This window comes from Actinoalloteichus spitiensis RMV-1378, from assembly GCF_000239155.1.
Lineage (GTDB): Bacteria > Actinomycetota > Actinomycetes > Mycobacteriales > Pseudonocardiaceae > Actinoalloteichus_B > Actinoalloteichus_B spitiensis.
In genome coordinates, this window is record NZ_AGVX02000012.1 from 1 (window position 1) to 16,662 (window position 16,662).

Here is a 16,662-nt window from a genome sequence, read left to right on the forward strand (position 1 = left end):
GTAGAGCTCCGGCCAGTTCCAGATGTTCGGGCTGGGCAGGACACCGCCGGCTCGCCGCTCCCGCCGCCCCGCCAGCTCCGCGACCGCCCGGGCCAGGCCCGAGAACCGGTGTCCGGGACCGCTCACGCGAGCGGCAGGAAAACGGTGAGCAGCAGCCAGGAGACGACGGCGGAGGGCAGCAGGGAGTCCATCCGGTCCATGATGCCGCCGTGCCCGGGAAGCAGGGAGCCCATGTCCTTGACGCCGACGTCCCGCTTGACGAGCGACTCGATCAGGTCACCCGTCGTGGCGGTGACCACGAGGGCCACCCCGAAGACCGCCCCCTGCCACCAGCTGCCGTCCAACAGGAACACGAAGCTGCCCACACCGGCGGCCAGCCCGGCCAGCAGGGAGCCGGCGAAGCCCTCCCAGGACTTCTTCGGGCTGATCGACGGGGCCATCGGGTGGCGGCCGAAGAGCACACCCGCCACGTACCCGCCGGTGTCCGAGCACACGACGGCGAGCAGGAACGCGAGGGTGCGGGCCGCGCCGTCCGGCGAGAGCACCAGCAGGGCCGCGAAGGAGGCGAAGAGCGGAACGTAGGCGGCCACGAACACCGACGCCGAGGTGTCCCGGAGGTACCCGTCAGCGCCGCCCCGGAACCGCCAGAGGAGGCAGGCGACCACCGTCATCGCGAAGGCGGCGAGGACCCCGACGGTGCCGAACGGCCAGGAGAGCCAGATCATCGCCTGGCCGCCCGCCAGCAGCGGGGCCAACGCCAGCCGGACCCCGGCCGCGCGGCCGAGGGTCCGGTGCAGCTCGATCGTGGAAACGGCGACCGCCACGGCCACGATGGCCACGAACAGGTGTCGCCAGAAGAGCAGGGCGGCCAGCAGCAACGCCCCGAGTCCCAACCCGACCGCGATGGCGGCCGGGAGGTTCCGCCCCGCGCGGGAGACGGCCCCCCCGGTCACCGCCGTGCCCGGAGGGGTGGATGTGTGCTGGTGGTGACCGGTTTCCCCGTCAACACCAGGTGCGTCGTGGTCACCGGCCGCCATCATGGAGAGCCCTATACCTCCAGCAGCTCGGTTTCCTTGTGCTTGACGAGGTCATCCACGCTGGCGACGTACTTGTCGGTCAGGTTCTGGAGTTCCTTCTCCGCGCGGGAGCCCTCGTCCTCGCCGGCCTCGCCGTCCTTGACGATCCGGTCGATCTCGTCCTTGACCTTCCGCCGGATGTTGCGGATGGTGACGCGGGCGTCCTCACCCTTCTGCTTGGCGACCTTCACCAGGTCCCGCCGGCGCTCCTCGGAGAGCTGGGGGATGACCACGCGGATGATGGTGCCGTCGTTGCTGGGGTTCACGCCCAGGTCGGAGTCCCGGATGGCCTTCTCCACGACGCGCAGCTGACTGGGGTCGTAGGGCTTGATCACCGCGAGTCGCGCCTCGGGGATGCTGATGCTGGCGACCTGGTTGATCGGCGTCATCGCGCCGTAGTAGTCGACGCTGATGCCGTTGAACATCACCGGGGTCGCGCGACCCGTGCGAATGGTGGCGAGCTCGTCCTTGGCGACGGACACCGCCTTTTCCATCTTCTCCTCGCCATCGAGGAGGGCCTCGTCGATCACGACTGCTCCTTCGCTTGCCGCCGGTTGGCTGATGCTGGTCAGAGCCCTGTCTCACAACCGCTGCCCGACCGCACAGGGCTCGGGGACAGCCTCTTCGTAGATCTCAGCACGACCCCGAGGGGGCGCGCTCGTCAGGGTGTGGAGACCAGCGTGCCGATCTTCTCACCGCGCACGGCCCTGGCGATGTTGCCCTCCGTGAGGAGGTTGAACACCAGGATCGGCATGTTGTTGTCCATGCACAGGCTGAACGCGGTGGCGTCCGCGACCTTCAGACCACGCTCCAGCACCTCGCGGTGGGAGATGTGGTGGTACATGGTGGCGGTCGGGTCCTTCCTCGGGTCCGCCGTGTAGACGCCGTCGACGGCCTTGGCCATCAGCACCACCTCACAACCGATCTCCAACGCGCGCTGGGCGGCGGCGGTGTCGGTGGAGAAGTACGGCATCCCGACGCCGGCGGCGAAGATCACCACCCGGCCCTTCTCCAGGTGCCGTTCGGCGCGGCGGGGGATGTAGGCCTCGGCGACCTGCCCCATGGTGATCGCGGTCTGCACCCGGGTGTCGATGCCCTGCTTCTCCAGGAAGTCCTGGAGCGCGAGGCAGTTCATGACCGTACCCAGCATGGCCATGTAGTCGGCCCGGTCGCGGTCCATCCCCCGCTGCTGGAGCTCCGCTCCCCGGAAGAAGTTGCCGCCGCCGATCACGACGCTCACCTGAACACCGGTGCGGACGACCTCGGTGATCTGCCGGGCCACCGTCTGGACCACGTCGGGGTCGACGCCCACCGCGCCACCACCGAACATCTCACCGCCGAGTTTGAGCATCACCCGGCGGTAACCGGGATGGTCGTCGTCGATCTGCGGGTCGGACACCGGACCTCTTCTCCTCACGGGTGGGCGGGGTGTTACCAGGGCCTGGCAGAGCTGAGCACGGAACCCCGGGTTCTCCGGGATTCCGTGCCCAGGGTGGTGCGGGTCAGGAAGCGCCGACCTCGAAGCGCGCGAAGCGGGTGATCGTCACACCGGCCTCGTCGAGCACCGCCTTCACGGTCTTCTTGGACTCCTGGACCGAGGCCTGCTCCAGCAGGACGACGTCCTTGTAGAAGCCGTTGACCCGGCCCTCGATGATCTTGGGCAGCGCCTGCTCGGGCTTGCCCTCCTCGCGGGCGGTCTCCTCGGCGATGCGCCGCTCGTTGGCGACGATGTCGGCGGGAACCTCGTCCCGGGTCAGGTACTTGGCGCGCATCGCCGCGACCTGCATGGCGGCTGCCTTGGCGGCGTCCTCGTTCGACCCGGTGTACTCGACCAGCACGCCCACGGCCGGCGGCAGGTCGGCGGCCCGGCGGTGCAGGTAGACGGCGACCTGGCCGTCGAACACCGCGACCTTGGAGACCTCGAGCTTCTCGCCGATCTTGGCGGAGAGCTCCTGCACGGCGTCCGCGACCGTCTTGTCGCCCACGGAGGCGGCGTTCAGCGCGGCGACGTCCGCCGGGCGGGTCTCCTTGGCGGCCTGGACGACCTTCGCGGCCAGCTCCTGGAACTCGGCGTTCTTCGCGACGAAGTCCGTCTCGGAGTTCAGCTCGACCATCACGCCACCGTCAGCGGCGACCAGGCCGTTGGCCGTGGTGCGCTCGGCACGCTTGCCCACGTCCTTGGCGCCCTTGATGCGGAGCAGCTCGACGGCCTTCTCCAGGTCGCCGGCGGACTCCTCCAGCGCCTTCTTGCAGTCCATCATGCCGGAGCCGGTGAGCTCACGAAGCCGCTTGACGTCGGCGGCGGTGTAGTTCGCCATGTGCGTCGTCAGTCCTTCTCGTCGTTGCGTACCCGCTGTCCGGCACCGCGCGGCGCGGGTGAGTGTCCTGGTGACCCCGGGGAACGGGGCACCCGCCGTGGTCGCGGGTGCCCCGTGCTGACGGTGGCGGAGCGGCGGAACCGCTCGCGTCCGACGCGTGTCGCCGCCCGGGCGGCGTTGACGGTCCGGCTGCGATCAGGCCTGGGCCGGCTGCTCGCTGCCCTGCTTCTCGCCCTCGCTGGCGGCACCGGCGAGCAGCTCCTGCTCCCACTCGGCCAGCGGCTCGTCGGTGGCGACGCCGGGCTCCGGCTTCTCCTGGCCCTCCGGCGCGTTGCCACGGCCGGAGCGGGCCATCAGGCCCTGCGCGACACCGTCGGCCACGACCCTGGTCAGCAGCGCCGCGGACCGGATGGCGTCGTCGTTGCCCGGGATCGGGTAGTCGACCTCGTCGGGGTCGCAGTTGGTGTCGAGCACCGCGACCACCGGGATGCCCAGCTTCCGGGCCTCACCGACGGCGATGTGCTCCTTCTTCGTGTCGACGATCCAGACGGCGCTGGGGACCTTGGCCATGTCGCGGATACCGCCGAGGGTCCGCTCCAGCTTGTCCTTCTCCCGGGTCAGCATGAGGATCTCCTTCTTGGTGCGACCCTCGAAGCCCCCGGTCTGCTCCATGGACTCCAGCTCCTTGAGCCGCTGGAGACGCTTGTGCACCGTGGAGAAGTTGGTGAGCATGCCGCCCAGCCAGCGCTGGTTGACGTAGGGCATCCCCACGCGCAGGGCCTGCTCGGAGATGGCCTCCTGCGCCTGCTTCTTCGTGCCGACGAACAGGATGGTGCCGCCGTGGGCGACGGTCTCCCTGATGAACTCGAAGGCCCGGTCGATGTAGGTCAGCGTCTGCTGGAGGTCGATGATGTAGATGCCGTTGCGCTCGGTGAAGATGTAGCGCTTCATCTTCGGGTTCCAACGACGGGTCTGGTGCCCGAAGTGCACGCCGCTGTCGAGCAGCTGCTTCATGGTGACGACGGCCATGGCCGGTTAGCACCTCGTGTTCTCGGGCGCGCCGGGGCGCGCTGGTGGTTGTCACAGCGGATGGTTGACCCGCTGTCCTGGTGTCGCGCCGCCACCCGAGCCCGACCACCCCGTAGGGTGAGGTCGGGACCACCGGATGCCGTGCCGCCCGGAGAACCCGGCCGACGCGCGCGATCACGCGAAGTCGGACCGCACAGTGTCAGCCCGCACCACTCAGTGTACGACCTGCGGCAAGATCCCCGGTGGTCGGGATCCGCCCGGATCGCTGACGATCCCCAGCGCCGAGTTGTCCACAGCCCTCGGGTGCGCGGCTGGTCGGTCGGCCACCGGCGCCGGACGATCGGGACATGATCCGCACCCGTCGGCCCTCCGGTCCGCTCCCCCGCTCCCTGGCCTGGCTCGCCGTTCCCGCGCTGGCGGTGTCCGCGTCGGTACCCGCGCCCGCCGCGCGCGCCTGGGTGTTCGAGCCGACGACGTCCCAGGCGGGTTGGCGGTGGGAGCCGCCGCCCCCGCCGGGGCCGCTGGGCTCCGGTTCCCACCGGGCCCCGGTTCCTGCGCCCGACCGGGCGACCGTCACCCCGCCGGGGGTGACCCACTCCCCTGTCGGTGGAGCCGAGGTACTCCGCCTGTTCCGGAGGCCGCTCACCCCCTACGGCGCAGGTCACCGCGGGGTCGACCTCAGCGCCGTCCCCGGTGGGCCGGTGCTGGCCGCCGCCGACGGGGTGGTGCGCTTCGCCGGCCCGGTCGGTGGCCGCCCCGTGGTCTCCGTCGACCACCCTGGCGGTCTCCGCACCACCTACGAACCGGTGCGCGCCGCCGTTCGGGTGGGACAACCCGTCGCGGGTGGGACGCTGCTGGGCTGGGTCGACGGTGCCCACCCCGGTTGCGCGGCGGTGGCGTGCCTGCACTGGGGAGCGCTCGTCGACGGGGAGTACGTCGACCCGCTCACCCTGCTGCCCGGCCGGCGGGTGCGGCTGCTGCCCTGGGAGGCGTCGTCCCCGGCGGTGGTGGGTGGCCCCTCCGGGACCACCCACCCGCCCGTGGGGTCAGGACTGCCCGGTCAACCGCGTGCGCAGCCGCAGCACGGCCCGGGTGTGCAGTTGGCAGACCCGGGACTCGGTGACGCCCAGGACTCGCCCGATCTCGGCGAGGGTGAGGTTCTCGAAGTAGTACAGGGTGACCACGATGCGGTCCCGCTCGGTGAGCTGTGCGATGGCCGCGGCGAGCTGGCGGCGGCTGTCCCCGTCGATCAGGTTCGCGACCGGGTCCTCGGCGCGTTCGTCGGGGAGGGTTTCGGCGAGGGAGGCACTGCCCCGCCCCGCGGCGATGAGTTCGTCGAGGGCGACGACGCTGGTGAGCTGGACCTGCGCGAAGAGGTCCCGCAACTCCGAGATCCCGATCCCCAGCTCCTCGGCGAGTTCGCCGTCGGAGGCGGTGCGCTGCAACCGGGCCTCGAGGCGTTCCTGGGCTCGTTCCAGGTCCCTGGCGCGGCTGCGGACGGACCGGGGCACCCAGTCCTGGGCGCGCAGGTCGTCCAGGATCGCCCCCCGGATGCGTTGCATCGCGTAGGTCTCGAACTTCAGGCCCCGTTCGGGTTCGAACTTCTCGATGGCGTCGACCAGGCCGAAGATTCCGGACTGCACGAGGTCGGCGACGTCGACGTGGGCCGGCAGCCCGGTACCGACCCGGCCAGCGACGTACTTGACGAGCGGCGCGTAGTGCAGCACCAGCCGGTCGCGGAGCGCCTGCTGCCGCGCCCCACCGTAGGAGCGCCAGAGCGCGACGATGCCCGCCTCCACCTCGTCGGCGCTGCGCGGGTCACCCGAGGACGGGGCGTCACGCCGCGTGACGCGGGAGCGGTACCCCCCCGGGGTGGCTTGGGTTGGCTGTGAGGGTGTCGCTGGAGCAGTCCCCGACCGAGCTGAGCGGATGGCGCGGTCGCCACCGGCCGTGGCGCCATGCTCCTGCTGGTGACGCGCGATGGCCGTACGGGAACCTCCCCCAACATCGTCAGGAACGGGGGTGGGTTCGGTCATGGATTGCCTTTAGCCGTTCGACGGTGACGTGTGTGTAGAACTGGGTTGTTGCGAGCGTAGCGTGACCGAGCAACTCCTGTACGCTGCGGAGGTCAGCCCCGCCTTCGAGGAGGTGGGTAGCCGCGGAGTGCCGGAAGCCGTGCGGCCCCACGTCCGGAGCGCCGGGAGCGGCGGCGGCGGCCTCGTGCGCGATCCGGCGCGCCGCCCGGGCGCCGAGACGGCCGCCTCGCACCCCGAGAAAGACAGCTGGCGGCGAATCCGGCCTGGTCAGCCCCTGTCTTCCTCGTTCGAGCCATGCCGTCAACGCGCGGTCGGCGGGAACACCGAACGGTACGGCCCGCTCCCGGTCGCCCTTCCCCCGCACCACCAGGACGCGATCCTCACGCCGTACGTCGTCCACGTCCAGCGCGCAGAGTTCCGCCACCCGGACCCCGGTCGCGTACAGCAGCTCGACCACGGCGTGATCACGCAGCGCCACCGGGTCCCCGTCCGCCGTGGCCCGCTCCGCCGCGCCGAGGGCGGTCGCCACCTGGTCGGGGCGCAGGACCGGGGGGAGCGCCCGCCGTACCCGGGGGGCGCGCAGCCGAGGCCCTGGGTCGGACGTGAGGAAGCCGCGCCGGGTAGCCCACGCGGTGAAGGCCCGGGCGGCGGCGGCTCGGCGGGCGAGGGTGCTCCTGCTGACCCCCTCGGCGTGCGCCGTGGCCAGCCAGGACCGCAACAGGGTGAGGTCCAGGGGGAGCGGGTCGAGCGGAACGGCGTCGGGGGCTCCGGGGAGCTGGGCGAACAGGCTCCGCAGGTCGCCCAGGTAGGCGCGGACGGTGTGCGCCGAAAGGTTCCGTTCCGCGCTCAGGTGCCGCCGGTAGTCGGCCAGCAGTCGCTCGGTGGCCGTCGAGGAGGCGGTTCCCGCCTCCTCGACCTCGGCTGGATCGGCCTCGACGTGCTCGGTCGACTCCTCGTCGATGTGGGGAAGGGAGGCAACACCGGCCGGGACCGGTGTCCGTGGTGCTTCCTCCCCGCCGGGGGGTTCGGTGCTCCGCGCGGCGGGCGAAGGGACGTGGGGCTGCACCTGATCCACCATCCCAAGTCGGCCCCCGTCTGACCAGCCGACTCGCACGATCCCTCGACGTGATCGGCGAAAGCGGCCGCCGGTGCCTCGGGCTCGACGGCCCCGCACGCCTGACGCTCACGGCGGGAGAGGCGAGGCGGTCGCACTCGACCGTGCTTCGCTTCCGCGTCGTCCGGGCGGGCAGGACGTTGACCGCCTGGCAGGCGGGGGACGCGGGTAGCTTCCCCCGTCCCCCGCACTCGACCTGGCGCCTCCCCGCCCGGCGTCGCCCGGGCGACGAGCTTCTCCGCCGCGTCCGGGTGGACGGGCCTCAGCCGGACGAGAAGGGGCCGTTCTCCGGTAGCCGCAGTTCGGGCTTGTCGAGTTCCTCGACGTTGACGTCCTTGAACGTGATCACCCGGACGTTCTTCACGAACCGGGCTGGCCGGTACATGTCCCACACCCAGGCATCCGACATCCGCACCTCGAAGTAGACCTCGCCCTCCGAGTTGCGCACCTGGACGTCCACGGCGTTGGCCAGGTAGAACCGCCGCTCCGTCTCCACCACGTACGAGAACTGACCGACGATGTCGCGGTACTCCCGGTAGAGCTGCAGCTCCATTTCGGTCTCGTACTTCTCGAGATCCTCGGAACTCATCGAGTCCGAACCCTCCCTACCGCCGAAGCACCGGTGATGCGGGCCTCATTGTCCACGACACTCTTCCTCAACACGAGCGGCGACCATCAGCTGATCGCCACGGGCTCTGGCGCACCCCCTCCGACCGGCGACGTTCGGCTGCTCGTCACCTGGTGCCCGGCAGCCTCCCGAACGTTGGAGTAGGAGAAGCGGTGCTCCGCGCACGGACCGTACTCCCTCAGGGCCTCGGCGTGGTCCGCCGTGCAGTAGCCCTTGTGCACGGCGAAACCGTACCCGGGATACCGCTGGTCCATCCGCGCCATCGCCCGATCCCTGGTGACCTTGGCGAGCACCGAGGCCGCGGCCACGCACGCGGCGACCAGGTCACCCTTGACCACCGCGAGGTTCGGCGCGGTCAGACCGGGCACCCGGAACCCGTCGGTGAGCACGTAGCCGGGATGCACCTCGAGCCGTGCCACCGCCCGGCGCATGCCCTCGAGGTTGGCGACGTGCACCCCCAGGGCGTCGACCTCGGCCGCCGGCACCGAGACCACCGAGAACGCGACCGCGCGGTCGACCACCTGGTCGTAGAGCCGTTCACGGGCCAGGGCGGTCAGCAGCTTGGAGTCGGTCAGCCCGGGCAGGCGTTCCGAGTCCCTGGGCCGGAGGACGCAGGCCGCGATCACCAGTGGACCGGCACAGGCCCCGCGACCGGCCTCGTCCACCCCGGCCACCGGACCCAGCCCGCGCCGGTCGAGCGCGGACTGCAACGCCCAGTTGCCGAGACTCCGCCGGACCACCGCCCTCGGCGGCCGCGGTAACCCTGGTTCGGGGACCACCATGCCAGTCCCAGCCGTCAGTCGTCCCGCCGACGCAGCGAGAGCACCCGCCGTCCGATCCACAGCGTGGGGAAGGCGGCGGCGAGGCCGAGCCCGGCGGGGATGGCGCCATGCCACGCGGGCGCGCTCAGGGCCTGCCCCGCCTGCTGCGGATCGTCATCACCGATGCCCTGCCAACGCTGCGGGGGGAGCACGATGAACCGGGCCTTGCCGATCACGTCGTCCACCGGCACCGCACCCCGCTCACCACCGCCGCCCTGCACTCGCGAGTCCAGGGAGTTGTTGCGGTTGTCGCCCATCATCCAGAGGTGGTCGGCGGGCACGGTGACCGGGCCGAACTCCTCCTGGGTGTTACCCCGGTTCGGCTGCCAGTAGACGTAGCTCTCGTCCAGCGGCTCCCCGTCGACGAGCACGCGGTTCCGCTCGTCACAGCACTCGACGGTCTGGCCGCCGGTGGCGATCACCCGCTTGACGAACTCGCGGTTGTCCGGCGGAGCCATGCCGACCAGCCCACCGATGGACTGGAAGAAGCTCACGACCGGGTTCTCGGACCGCTGCGGGGGGATCTCGTTCTCGGTCCAGCTCGCCGGGCCCCGGAAGACCACCACGTCACCAGGACTCGGGTCGGTGAACCGGTAGGTCACCTTGTCCACCAGCACCCGGTCGTTGGTGCAGCCGTGGCAACCGTGGAGGGTTTCCTCCATCGACTGCGAGGGGATCACGTAGACGCGGGCGATGAAGGCCTGGATGACGACGGTCAGCACCACGGCGATGCCCACCAGGACGACCAGCTCGCGCCAGAAGGAGCCCTTCTTCTGCTCCTTCTTGCCCGCACCGTCCCCGTCACCCGGGCCGGCCTCGTCGCTCACCGGCTCCGAGCTATGTCGCCCGCCGTCGGACGGCGGGCCCTGCTCGGAGCCGGGCCGAGGCGCGGGGTCGGGCTTGGGCTGGTCTGGATCGCCCTGGGGTGTGTTCGAGGGCACGAAGTCCGCCACCGCCTCAGACTACGCTACGTGATCCACAAGGGACTCAGGAGGCCGTCGGCGTTTCGCGCTTTTCCTTGATCTTGGCGGCCTTGCCCCGGAGTTCACGCAGGTAGTACAGCTTGGCGCGCCGCACGTCACCCCTGGTCGCCACCTCGATCTTGGCGATGTTCGGGGAGTGCACCGGGAAGGTCCGCTCGACGCCGACGCCGAAGGAAACCTTACGCACGGTGAAGGTCTCGCGGATGCCGCCGCCCTGGCGCCGGATGACGGCGCCCTGGAACACCTGCACGCGCTCCCGAGAGCCCTCGATGACGCGGACGTGAACCTTGAGCGTGTCCCCAGGCCGGAAGGCGGGAATGTCGGAACGCAGCGACTGAGCGTCCAGAGCGTCCAGGGTGTTCATCGGTGGTCCGTCCTCACCATTCACTCGGGTCTTTCGTCTCTCCGCGGGGCGCGGCCGCGCGCTGTCGGCACAGCCTGGGCTCGCCGTCGGAGTGGTCTGTGGTGCGCGCCGGCTGGTCGGCCGGTTGCAGCAACCCACCCAGTGTGCCACGGGCGGCATCGCCTCAGGAAACCGGGCCGGCTCCCGCGCCGCCGTCATCGGCCCCGACCTGCGGGGACTCCTCCTCCAGCGTGGCGAGGAACGCGCGATCGGCACGGGACAGCGCCTCCTCCGGCAGGGCGGCGAGCAAGTCGGGCCGCTGGCGGAGGGTCCGCTCCAGCGCCCGGTCCCGCCGCCACCGGTCCACCGCCGCGTGGTTGCCGGACCGCAGGACCTCGGGCACCGCCCTGCCCCGCCACACCTCGGGACGGGTGTAGCAGGGCCCCTCCAGCAGGCCGTCCGAGAACGAGTCCTCGGAGGCCGAGACGGGGTTGCCCAGCACACCGGGGATCAGCCGCGCCACCGCCTCGACCATGACCAGGGTGGCCACCTCCCCGCCGACCAGCACGTAGTCGCCGATGGACACCTCGAGGACGCGCATCCGCTCCGCCGCCTCCTCGACCACCCGCTGGTCGATCCCCTCGTACCGCCCGCAGGCGAAGACCACCCTCGGTTCCTCGGCGAGCTCACGGGCCAGGGCCTGGTCGAACCGGCGTCCCGCCGGGGTGGGAACCACCAGGACGGGTGGCGCGCCCCCCGGCTCCTCGGAGTCCGAGGGCGGGCAGACCGCGTCGAGGGCCTCGCCCCAGACGTCGGGTTTCATCACCATGCCGGGCCCGCCGCCGTAGGGGCTGTCGTCCACGGTGCGGTGCACGTCGTGGGTCCAGGCCCTGAGGTCGTGCACGCCGATCTCCACCAGACCACGGTCGATGGCCTTGCCGAGCAGCGCCGCGCGCAGGGGCGCCAGGTACTCGGGGAAGATGGTGATCACGTCGATGCGCACGGCGCTCCCTCAACGTTCACGGGGTGGATGCGGTCACCGGGTCCGGACCCGACCCGCCGGGCACGGGGAGGAGCGGGTGACCGCCTCGCCGGGCCGGTCCCGGCCGGGGTCGTCGCGGCCGCCCCGGCATCAGGTCTCGTCGAGCAGTCCCTCGGGCGGGTCCACGACCAGCCGCCCCTCGGCGAGGTGGACCTCCGTCACGATCGCCTGGACGAAGGGGACGAGGACGCGGTCGGCCCGCTCGGGCACCTGGATCGAGAGCAGGTCGGAACCGGCGCCGTGGACCACCTCGACGACGCGGCCGATCTCGGTGCCGTCGGGCAACTCGGCCCGCAGGCCCTCCAGCTGGTGGTCGTAGTACTCGTCCGGATCGTCGGTCGGGGGCAGCGCCTCCCGGTCCACGGTGAGCAGGGTGCCGCGCAGCTCCTCCGCCGCGTCCCGTCCCGCGACACCGTCGAGGGTGAGCAGCAGCCGCCCGGAATGGTTCCGGGCGGCTGTCACCGTGAAGGTCCGAGTGCTGCCGTCGCGCAGACGCCCGTCGAGCGCCGCGCCGACGGCGAACCGCTCCTCGGGGGAGTCGGTCCGCACCTCGACGACCAGCTCCCCACGGACGCCGTGCGGGCGGACGACCCGACCGACGAGGAGGGCGGACTCCCCAGGCCTGGCGGTGTTCACCACTGCCGCACCACGCTCACCTGTCGGTGTCGACCACGTCGACCCGCAGACCACGGCCACCGATGCCGGCCATCACGGTCCGCAGGGCGGTCGCGGTGCGACCACCACGTCCGATGACCTTGCCCAGGTCGTCGGGATGCACGTGCACCTCGAGGGTGCGGCCGCGCCGGGTGGTGATGAGCTGGACCCGGACATCGTCCGGGTTCGCCACGATGCCCCTGACGAGATGCTCCAGGGCGTCCGCCAGGACACTCACTCCTGGCCGCCCTCGTTCTTCTCGCCCTCGGCCTCGGACGCGTCGGCCTTGTCGCTCTTCTTCGCCGCCTTCTTCTTCGGCGTCGTGGCCTCGGTCACCGGCTCCTCGCCCGCGGCGGCCAGCGCGGCGTTGAACAGCGCCTGCTTGTCCGGCTTCGGCTCGGCCTGCTTCAGGGCGCCCTCCGGAACGGGGAGGCCCTTGAACTTCTGCCAGTCGCCGGTCAGCTCCAGGAGCCGCTGCACGGGCTGCGTCGGCTGCGCGCCGACACCCAGCCAGTACTGGGCGCGCTCGGAGTCCACCTCGATGAAGCTGGGCTCGCGGGTGGGGTGGTACTTGCCGATCGTCTCGATGGCCTTGCCATCACGGCGGGTCCTGGCGTCGGCGACGACGATCCGGTAGTGCGGGGCGCGGATCTTGCCGAGCCGCATCAACTTGATCTTGACGGCCACGGGTGAGTTGCTCCTCAAGCTCTCGTCTGCTCATGGATGAGCGCCCGTGGCCCGAGTGGGGCAACGGGTCCGAGCGCTCGGACGTTGTGGGTAGCCGCTGCACGGTGAGAGGGCCCGACAGCGACGGACAGCGAGCCATTCTGCCAGATGCCCCCTCGGGAGCCGAACCGACCTCTCGGCGCCGGTACGACGCCCACCGCTTCCACCAGCACGAGGAGCCCCATCCGCGCACGCCTCGTCACGGAGGGATCACGCCGAGGGCCATCAGCAGCAGCCCCACCGCGCCGAGCAGGTTGTTCATCTGGTGGGCGACGATGCTGGCCAGCAGCCGCCCGGTGTACAGGCGAGCGAGCGCGATCGGGATGCCGATGAGCAGGAGCAGCGGGGTGCGTTCCGGTTCGAGGTGGGCCACGGCGAAGATCGCCGTGCTGGACACGAACACGGTCCACCTGCTCCACCGGAGCCGTTCCATGGCTCCCCACAGCGCCCCTCGGAAGATCAGCTCCTCGCAGGTCGGGGCGATGAGGAAGACGTGGAGGAACAGCAGGACCGCCAGCCAGGGGGACAGCTGGAGGCCCTCGACCAGCGAGCCCACGGCGGAGTTCGCGTTCTCCTCCCCCACCCACTGGGACCAGAACATGGCGCCCACGTAGGCCAGCCCCATGCACAGCGCCCCGTACTTCAGGCCGGTGCGGACGTCGGCCCAGGACCACTCGAGCCCGAGGTCGCGGCGAGGGCCGTTGCCCCGCACGCGGGTCGCGACCAGCACCACCCCGGCCGCCAGCAGGGTGGGCAGCACCAGGCCCACGATGAGCACCGTCTCCCGGAGGGAGGAGTCCGGGTCCATCGGCCCCAGCGGGGCGACCAGGAAGACCGAGGACAGCAGGAACACCAGTTGGGCGAGGAAGAACACCCCCAGGCCCCAGCGGTGGGTGCGGGCCGGGGTCCCGCTGCCGGTGCCGGCCGGGGCGGGCTGGGGTTCGACGGTGGACAGGCCCACGTCCCGCCGGTCCCCATCCCCCGGTCCGGTGGGCCTGGGCGCCTGTTCCTCGCCGGAGGTGCCGGTCACGGTCTCGTCGGGCGCCGCGTGCCCGTGCCCGGCGGGGCCGGGCGTTGCGCGGCGAGGTTCCTCGCCACCGTCGACCTGGTTCACGTTGTGATCTCCCCACTCCGCTTCCCCGCCCCACCGAGGTTAGCCGTACTCGTCGTGATCGCGGCACGCCGAAGAGGGCGGGGAGCGTGGTCTCGTGGAGTGATCACGCCGACCACGCCGGGTAGCGCCGGTAGGTCCTCAGCCGCTGAACTGGGCGTAGAAGACGACGGCGGGCAGCAGGTTGTAGGTGGCGTGGGCGATGATCGCGGCCGCGACCCGTCCGGTGATCATCCGCGCGATGCCGATGGCGAGCCCTCCGACGAGCAGTACCGGCGTGCGCTCCGGTTCCTCGTGGATCAACGCGAACACGAAGGTCGTGAGCAGCAGGATGGCGTACCGGGGGACCCGGTACTGCTCCAACGCCCCCCACAGCGCGCCGCGCACCAGCAGTTCCTCCGTGAGCGGAGCGCCGATGAACACGAAGAGCGAGAAGAGCAGGATCCAGACCGCCTGTCCCTGGGCGAGCTGGCCGAGGTTGTTGATCCCGGAGGACTCGCCGTTCTCGTCCAACGACCCCGACATGAGCAGGATCGTCATGACGAAGGCCGCGACGAGACCGATGCCCCCGGTGAGCAGCCCGACCTTCCAGTCGCGGCGTTTGGGCACGATGCCGAAGTCGCGGCGCAGCCCCTGCCCCTTCCACCAGGACAGCACCGCCGGACCGAGCCCCAGGAACAGGTTGGGGATGAGCGAGACGAGCAGCAGCGGCCCCATCGGGGGCGGGGACAGCGGGTCGAACTCCTGGAACTGCCCGGCGAGGATGGCGCCGATCAACCCGGCCACCAGGTAGTAGCCGGCCCAGCCGACGAAGAACGCCAGGAACCCCCAGTGCAGGCTGTTCCGGGCGCCGGCTTCCAGCTGCGCCTCCCAGTAGCGGTCGTGCAACGCGGGATCGCGGCCGTCCTGCACCGACCCCATCGGCTGGTACTGGTTGAGGAAGCCACCGGCGGGGGCCGCGCTGGGCGAGGGCGGCCCCGGCGGGCCGGCCGGTTGACCGTGCCACGGGTTCGGAACGGGCGGGAAACCCGCCGGCTGACCTGGGTGGGGACCCGGCCCGGGGGGAACCGACGGGCCGGGAGCCGTGCCCGTGGGGTACGGGGGCGAGGGCGGCCGGGTGCCGTGGTCACCGGTCGCGGGCTGGGCCGAGCCGGCCGGCGGCGTCCGCTCCGCGTCGTCGCGGTCTGGGGTTCCCGGCGCCTCGTCCCGGGCGTGCTCCGGGGGAACCGGGGCACCCGGTGTTGGCGTTCCCGCTTCCCCGGGGCAAGGCTCGGCGTCGGTGCCCGGGGGACGTTCCGGCTGCCCGGTCGCGGACGTGCCCTGGGCCTCGGGGGTGGTACCCCCGGTCCTCGGCGTCGGTTCCGGTCGCTGGCCGGACGCGTCGGGGTCGCCGGTGTCCCGCGCCCCGGACTGGTCCGGCCGCCGGTGCGCTGGCTCGTCCGGTGTGGCCGACCCCGGCTCCCGCTCTTCCACGTGTTCCCCTTCGACGACTCGACGGCGCCCCGACGCGGGCGTGCACTGGTGCGGGCGACGTCCGGACAGCCGGTTCCCCGGCTCACCGCACGACGCGCCCCCGCAACACTATGCGGGCCGGGTCGCGCAGCGCCGCCAGATCGCGGCGTGGGTCGTGCCGGTAGACGACGAGGTCCGCCGGGGCACCGTCCTCCAGGGTGGGGTGGTTGAGCCACGCGCGGGCCCGCCAGCACGCGGCGGCCAGCGCGTCCTCCCGGCTCATGCCCACCCGGTGCAGCGACTCGATCTCGTCGACGATCCGGCCGTGGACGATGCCACCGCCGGCGTCGGTGCCCGCGTAGACCGGGACCCCGGCCTCGACGGCGGCGCCGATGGTGGCGTCGACCCGGGCGTGCAGGTCGCGCATGTGCGCCGCGTAACGCGGGTAGCGCACCGCCGTGTCGGCGATGGCGGGGAAGTTCTCGATGTTGATCAGCGTGGGGACGAGGGCGACCCCGTGGCGGGCCATCAGGTCGATGGTGTCGGCGGTGAGGCCGGTGCCGTGCTCGACGCAGTCGATACCGGCACCGAGCAGTCCGGGCAGCGCGTCCTCCCCGAACACGTGGGCGGTGACCCGCGCTCCCGCGTCGTGGGCCAGGCCGATCGCCTCGGCGAGGACGTCGTCCGGCCACAGCGGCGCCAGGTCGGCGGAGGCTCCGCCGGCCGACCGGTCGATCCAGTCCCCGACCAGTTTCACCCAGCCGTCGCCGGCCTCGACCTGCTCGGCCACGGCCTTCGGCAGCAGGGACGGGTCGTCGAGGTCGACGCCCAGTCCCGGCAGGTACCGCTTGGGCCGGGCGATGTGCCGGCCGGCGCGGAGGATGCGGGGCAGGTCCTGCCGTCCGCGCAGGTGGCCGGTGTCGACGGGCACTCCGCAGTCGCGGATCAGCAGGACCCCGGCGTCGCGTTCGGCGCGCGCCTGGTCGACGACCTCGTCGGGCTCGGCCGGACGGGCCCCGAGGCCGATCCCCACGTGGCAGTGGGCGTCGACCAGGCCGGGCAGCACGTAGGCCCCGCTGGCGATGGTCTCCGAGCCGGGTACCGGTTCGGTGCTCACCCGGCCGTCGACGATCCACAGGTCCCGGTGCTCGCCCTCGGGCAGCACCACTCCGTTCAGGTGCAGCGGGGACGCCACGGGATCACTTCTTCTTTTTCTTGCCGCTCTTGGTGTTGCCGAAGGTCAGGCGGTTGGGGTCGAAGTCGGCCGGCAGCTGGTCCATCCCGGCCAGTCCGGGCGGTACCTGCCCGCCGCCGCCGAAGGCTCAGATC

18 protein-coding genes and 1 pseudogene are annotated in these 16,662 nt (G+C 71.8%); 1 reads left to right on the top strand and 18 read right to left on the bottom strand.

Annotated elements, in window-relative coordinates; genetic code table 11:
* Window positions 1-122 precede the first annotated feature (122 nt).
* The 5 genes from ACTIDRAF_RS0200665 to rpsB form a co-directional block, all read right to left on the bottom strand.
* Window positions 123-1,040: a phosphatidate cytidylyltransferase gene (locus ACTIDRAF_RS0200665; RefSeq protein ID WP_016696780.1), complete on the bottom strand. Its 918-nt coding sequence runs from the start codon at window positions 1,038-1,040 to the stop codon at window positions 123-125.
* Between the two features lie 8 nt (window positions 1,041-1,048).
* Window positions 1,049-1,606, bottom strand: coding sequence for a ribosome recycling factor (gene frr, locus ACTIDRAF_RS0200670; RefSeq protein ID WP_016696781.1), 558 nt, complete (start codon window positions 1,604-1,606; stop codon window positions 1,049-1,051).
* A 131-nt stretch (window positions 1,607-1,737) separates the two neighbouring features.
* Window positions 1,738-2,427, bottom strand: coding sequence for a UMP kinase (gene pyrH / locus ACTIDRAF_RS0200675; RefSeq protein ID WP_052168649.1), 690 nt, complete (start codon window positions 2,425-2,427; stop codon window positions 1,738-1,740).
* A 151-nt stretch (window positions 2,428-2,578) separates the two neighbouring features.
* On the bottom strand, window positions 2,579-3,394 hold the full coding sequence (gene tsf, locus ACTIDRAF_RS0200680) for a translation elongation factor Ts (RefSeq protein WP_016696783.1): 816 nt from the start codon (window positions 3,392-3,394) through the stop codon (window positions 2,579-2,581).
* 195 nt (window positions 3,395-3,589) lie between these two features.
* Window positions 3,590-4,423 (bottom strand): 30S ribosomal protein S2, encoded by an 834-nt coding sequence (gene rpsB / locus ACTIDRAF_RS0200685; RefSeq protein ID WP_016696784.1) that lies wholly within the window; start codon window positions 4,421-4,423, stop codon window positions 3,590-3,592.
* 347 nt (window positions 4,424-4,770) lie between these two features.
* Between rpsB and ACTIDRAF_RS32350 the strand changes: the two are divergent.
* Window positions 4,771-5,355, top strand: a pseudogene (locus ACTIDRAF_RS32350) (M23 family metallopeptidase); the annotation flags it as partial.
* Window positions 5,356-5,469: 114 nt separating this feature from the next.
* On the opposite strand, the gene ACTIDRAF_RS0200690 reads toward ACTIDRAF_RS32350, so the two are convergent.
* The 13 genes from ACTIDRAF_RS0200690 to ACTIDRAF_RS0200750 form a co-directional block, all read right to left on the bottom strand.
* The gene (locus tag ACTIDRAF_RS0200690; protein WP_026065631.1) at window positions 5,470-6,459 is read right to left on the bottom strand and encodes a FliA/WhiG family RNA polymerase sigma factor; all 990 of its coding nucleotides are present in this window, start codon (window positions 6,457-6,459) and stop codon (window positions 5,470-5,472) included.
* Window positions 6,434-7,537, bottom strand: coding sequence for a tyrosine-type recombinase/integrase (locus tag ACTIDRAF_RS0200695; protein ID WP_016696786.1), 1,104 nt, complete (start codon window positions 7,535-7,537; stop codon window positions 6,434-6,436). The genes ACTIDRAF_RS0200690 and ACTIDRAF_RS0200695 overlap by 26 nt, the downstream gene beginning before the upstream one ends.
* Before the next feature lie 298 nt (window positions 7,538-7,835).
* Window positions 7,836-8,162, bottom strand: coding sequence for a DUF2469 domain-containing protein (locus ACTIDRAF_RS0200700; RefSeq protein ID WP_016696788.1), 327 nt, complete (start codon window positions 8,160-8,162; stop codon window positions 7,836-7,838).
* A gap of 86 nt (window positions 8,163-8,248) precedes the next feature.
* Window positions 8,249-8,983, bottom strand: coding sequence for a ribonuclease HII (locus ACTIDRAF_RS0200705; protein ID WP_052168648.1), 735 nt, complete (start codon window positions 8,981-8,983; stop codon window positions 8,249-8,251).
* Between the two features lie 14 nt (window positions 8,984-8,997).
* Window positions 8,998-9,963 carry a signal peptidase I gene (gene lepB, locus ACTIDRAF_RS0200710; RefSeq protein ID WP_026065632.1) on the bottom strand — a complete coding sequence of 322 codons (966 nt, stop codon included), beginning with the start codon at window positions 9,961-9,963 and terminating at the stop codon, window positions 8,998-9,000.
* Window positions 9,964-10,009: 46 nt separating this feature from the next.
* Window positions 10,010-10,369: a 50S ribosomal protein L19 gene (gene rplS / locus ACTIDRAF_RS0200715; protein WP_016696791.1), complete on the bottom strand. Its 360-nt coding sequence runs from the start codon at window positions 10,367-10,369 to the stop codon at window positions 10,010-10,012.
* Window positions 10,370-10,532: 163 nt separating this feature from the next.
* Complete coding sequence (gene trmD, locus ACTIDRAF_RS0200720) at window positions 10,533-11,351, bottom strand: tRNA (guanosine(37)-N1)-methyltransferase TrmD (protein ID WP_016696792.1); 819 nt, start codon at window positions 11,349-11,351, stop codon at window positions 10,533-10,535.
* Between the two features lie 129 nt (window positions 11,352-11,480).
* Window positions 11,481-12,029, bottom strand: a complete 549-nt coding sequence (gene rimM / locus ACTIDRAF_RS0200725; protein WP_016696793.1) for a ribosome maturation factor RimM — start codon at window positions 12,027-12,029, stop codon at window positions 11,481-11,483.
* A 13-nt stretch (window positions 12,030-12,042) separates the two neighbouring features.
* On the bottom strand, window positions 12,043-12,282 hold the full coding sequence (locus ACTIDRAF_RS0200730; protein ID WP_016696794.1) for an RNA-binding protein: 240 nt from the start codon (window positions 12,280-12,282) through the stop codon (window positions 12,043-12,045).
* On the bottom strand, window positions 12,279-12,731 hold the full coding sequence (rpsP, locus tag ACTIDRAF_RS0200735) for a 30S ribosomal protein S16 (RefSeq protein WP_016696795.1): 453 nt from the start codon (window positions 12,729-12,731) through the stop codon (window positions 12,279-12,281). Before rpsP ends, ACTIDRAF_RS0200730 begins: the two co-directional genes overlap by 4 nt.
* Before the next feature lie 238 nt (window positions 12,732-12,969).
* Entirely contained in the window at window positions 12,970-13,884 is a 915-nt protein-coding gene (locus ACTIDRAF_RS0200740) for a type II CAAX endopeptidase family protein (RefSeq protein WP_016696796.1), read from the bottom strand.
* Between the two features lie 138 nt (window positions 13,885-14,022).
* Window positions 14,023-14,802, bottom strand: coding sequence for a CPBP family intramembrane glutamic endopeptidase (locus ACTIDRAF_RS0200745; protein ID WP_016696797.1), 780 nt, complete (start codon window positions 14,800-14,802; stop codon window positions 14,023-14,025).
* A 634-nt stretch (window positions 14,803-15,436) separates the two neighbouring features.
* The gene (locus tag ACTIDRAF_RS0200750; protein ID WP_016696798.1) at window positions 15,437-16,528 is read right to left on the bottom strand and encodes an amidohydrolase family protein; all 1,092 of its coding nucleotides are present in this window, start codon (window positions 16,526-16,528) and stop codon (window positions 15,437-15,439) included.
* Window positions 16,529-16,662 lie beyond the last annotated feature (134 nt).

Bases quoted from the DNA above. Each gene is read 5' to 3' on its own strand.
- ACTIDRAF_RS0200665 (WP_016696780.1), bottom strand. From the start codon at position 1,040: ATGATGGCGGCCGGTGACCACGACGCACCTGGTGTTGACGGGGAAACC.
- pyrH (WP_052168649.1), bottom strand. From the start codon at position 2,427: ATGCTCAAACTCGGCGGTGAGATGTTCGGTGGTGGCGCGGTGGGCGTC.
- tsf (WP_016696783.1), bottom strand. From the start codon at position 3,394: ATGGCGAACTACACCGCCGCCGACGTCAAGCGGCTTCGTGAGCTCACC.
- rpsB (WP_016696784.1), bottom strand. From the start codon at position 4,423: ATGGCCGTCGTCACCATGAAGCAGCTGCTCGACAGCGGCGTGCACTTC.
- ACTIDRAF_RS0200690 (WP_026065631.1), bottom strand. From the start codon at position 6,459: ATGACCGAACCCACCCCCGTTCCTGACGATGTTGGGGGAGGTTCCCGT.
- ACTIDRAF_RS0200695 (WP_016696786.1), bottom strand. From the start codon at position 7,537: ATGGTGGATCAGGTGCAGCCCCACGTCCCTTCGCCCGCCGCGCGGAGC.
- ACTIDRAF_RS0200700 (WP_016696788.1), bottom strand. From the start codon at position 8,162: ATGAGTTCCGAGGATCTCGAGAAGTACGAGACCGAAATGGAGCTGCAG.
- ACTIDRAF_RS0200705 (WP_052168648.1), bottom strand. From the start codon at position 8,983: ATGGTGGTCCCCGAACCAGGGTTACCGCGGCCGCCGAGGGCGGTGGTC.
- rplS (WP_016696791.1), bottom strand. From the start codon at position 10,369: ATGAACACCCTGGACGCTCTGGACGCTCAGTCGCTGCGTTCCGACATT.
- ACTIDRAF_RS0200745 (WP_016696797.1), bottom strand. From the start codon at position 14,802: ATGGGGTCGGTGCAGGACGGCCGCGATCCCGCGTTGCACGACCGCTAC.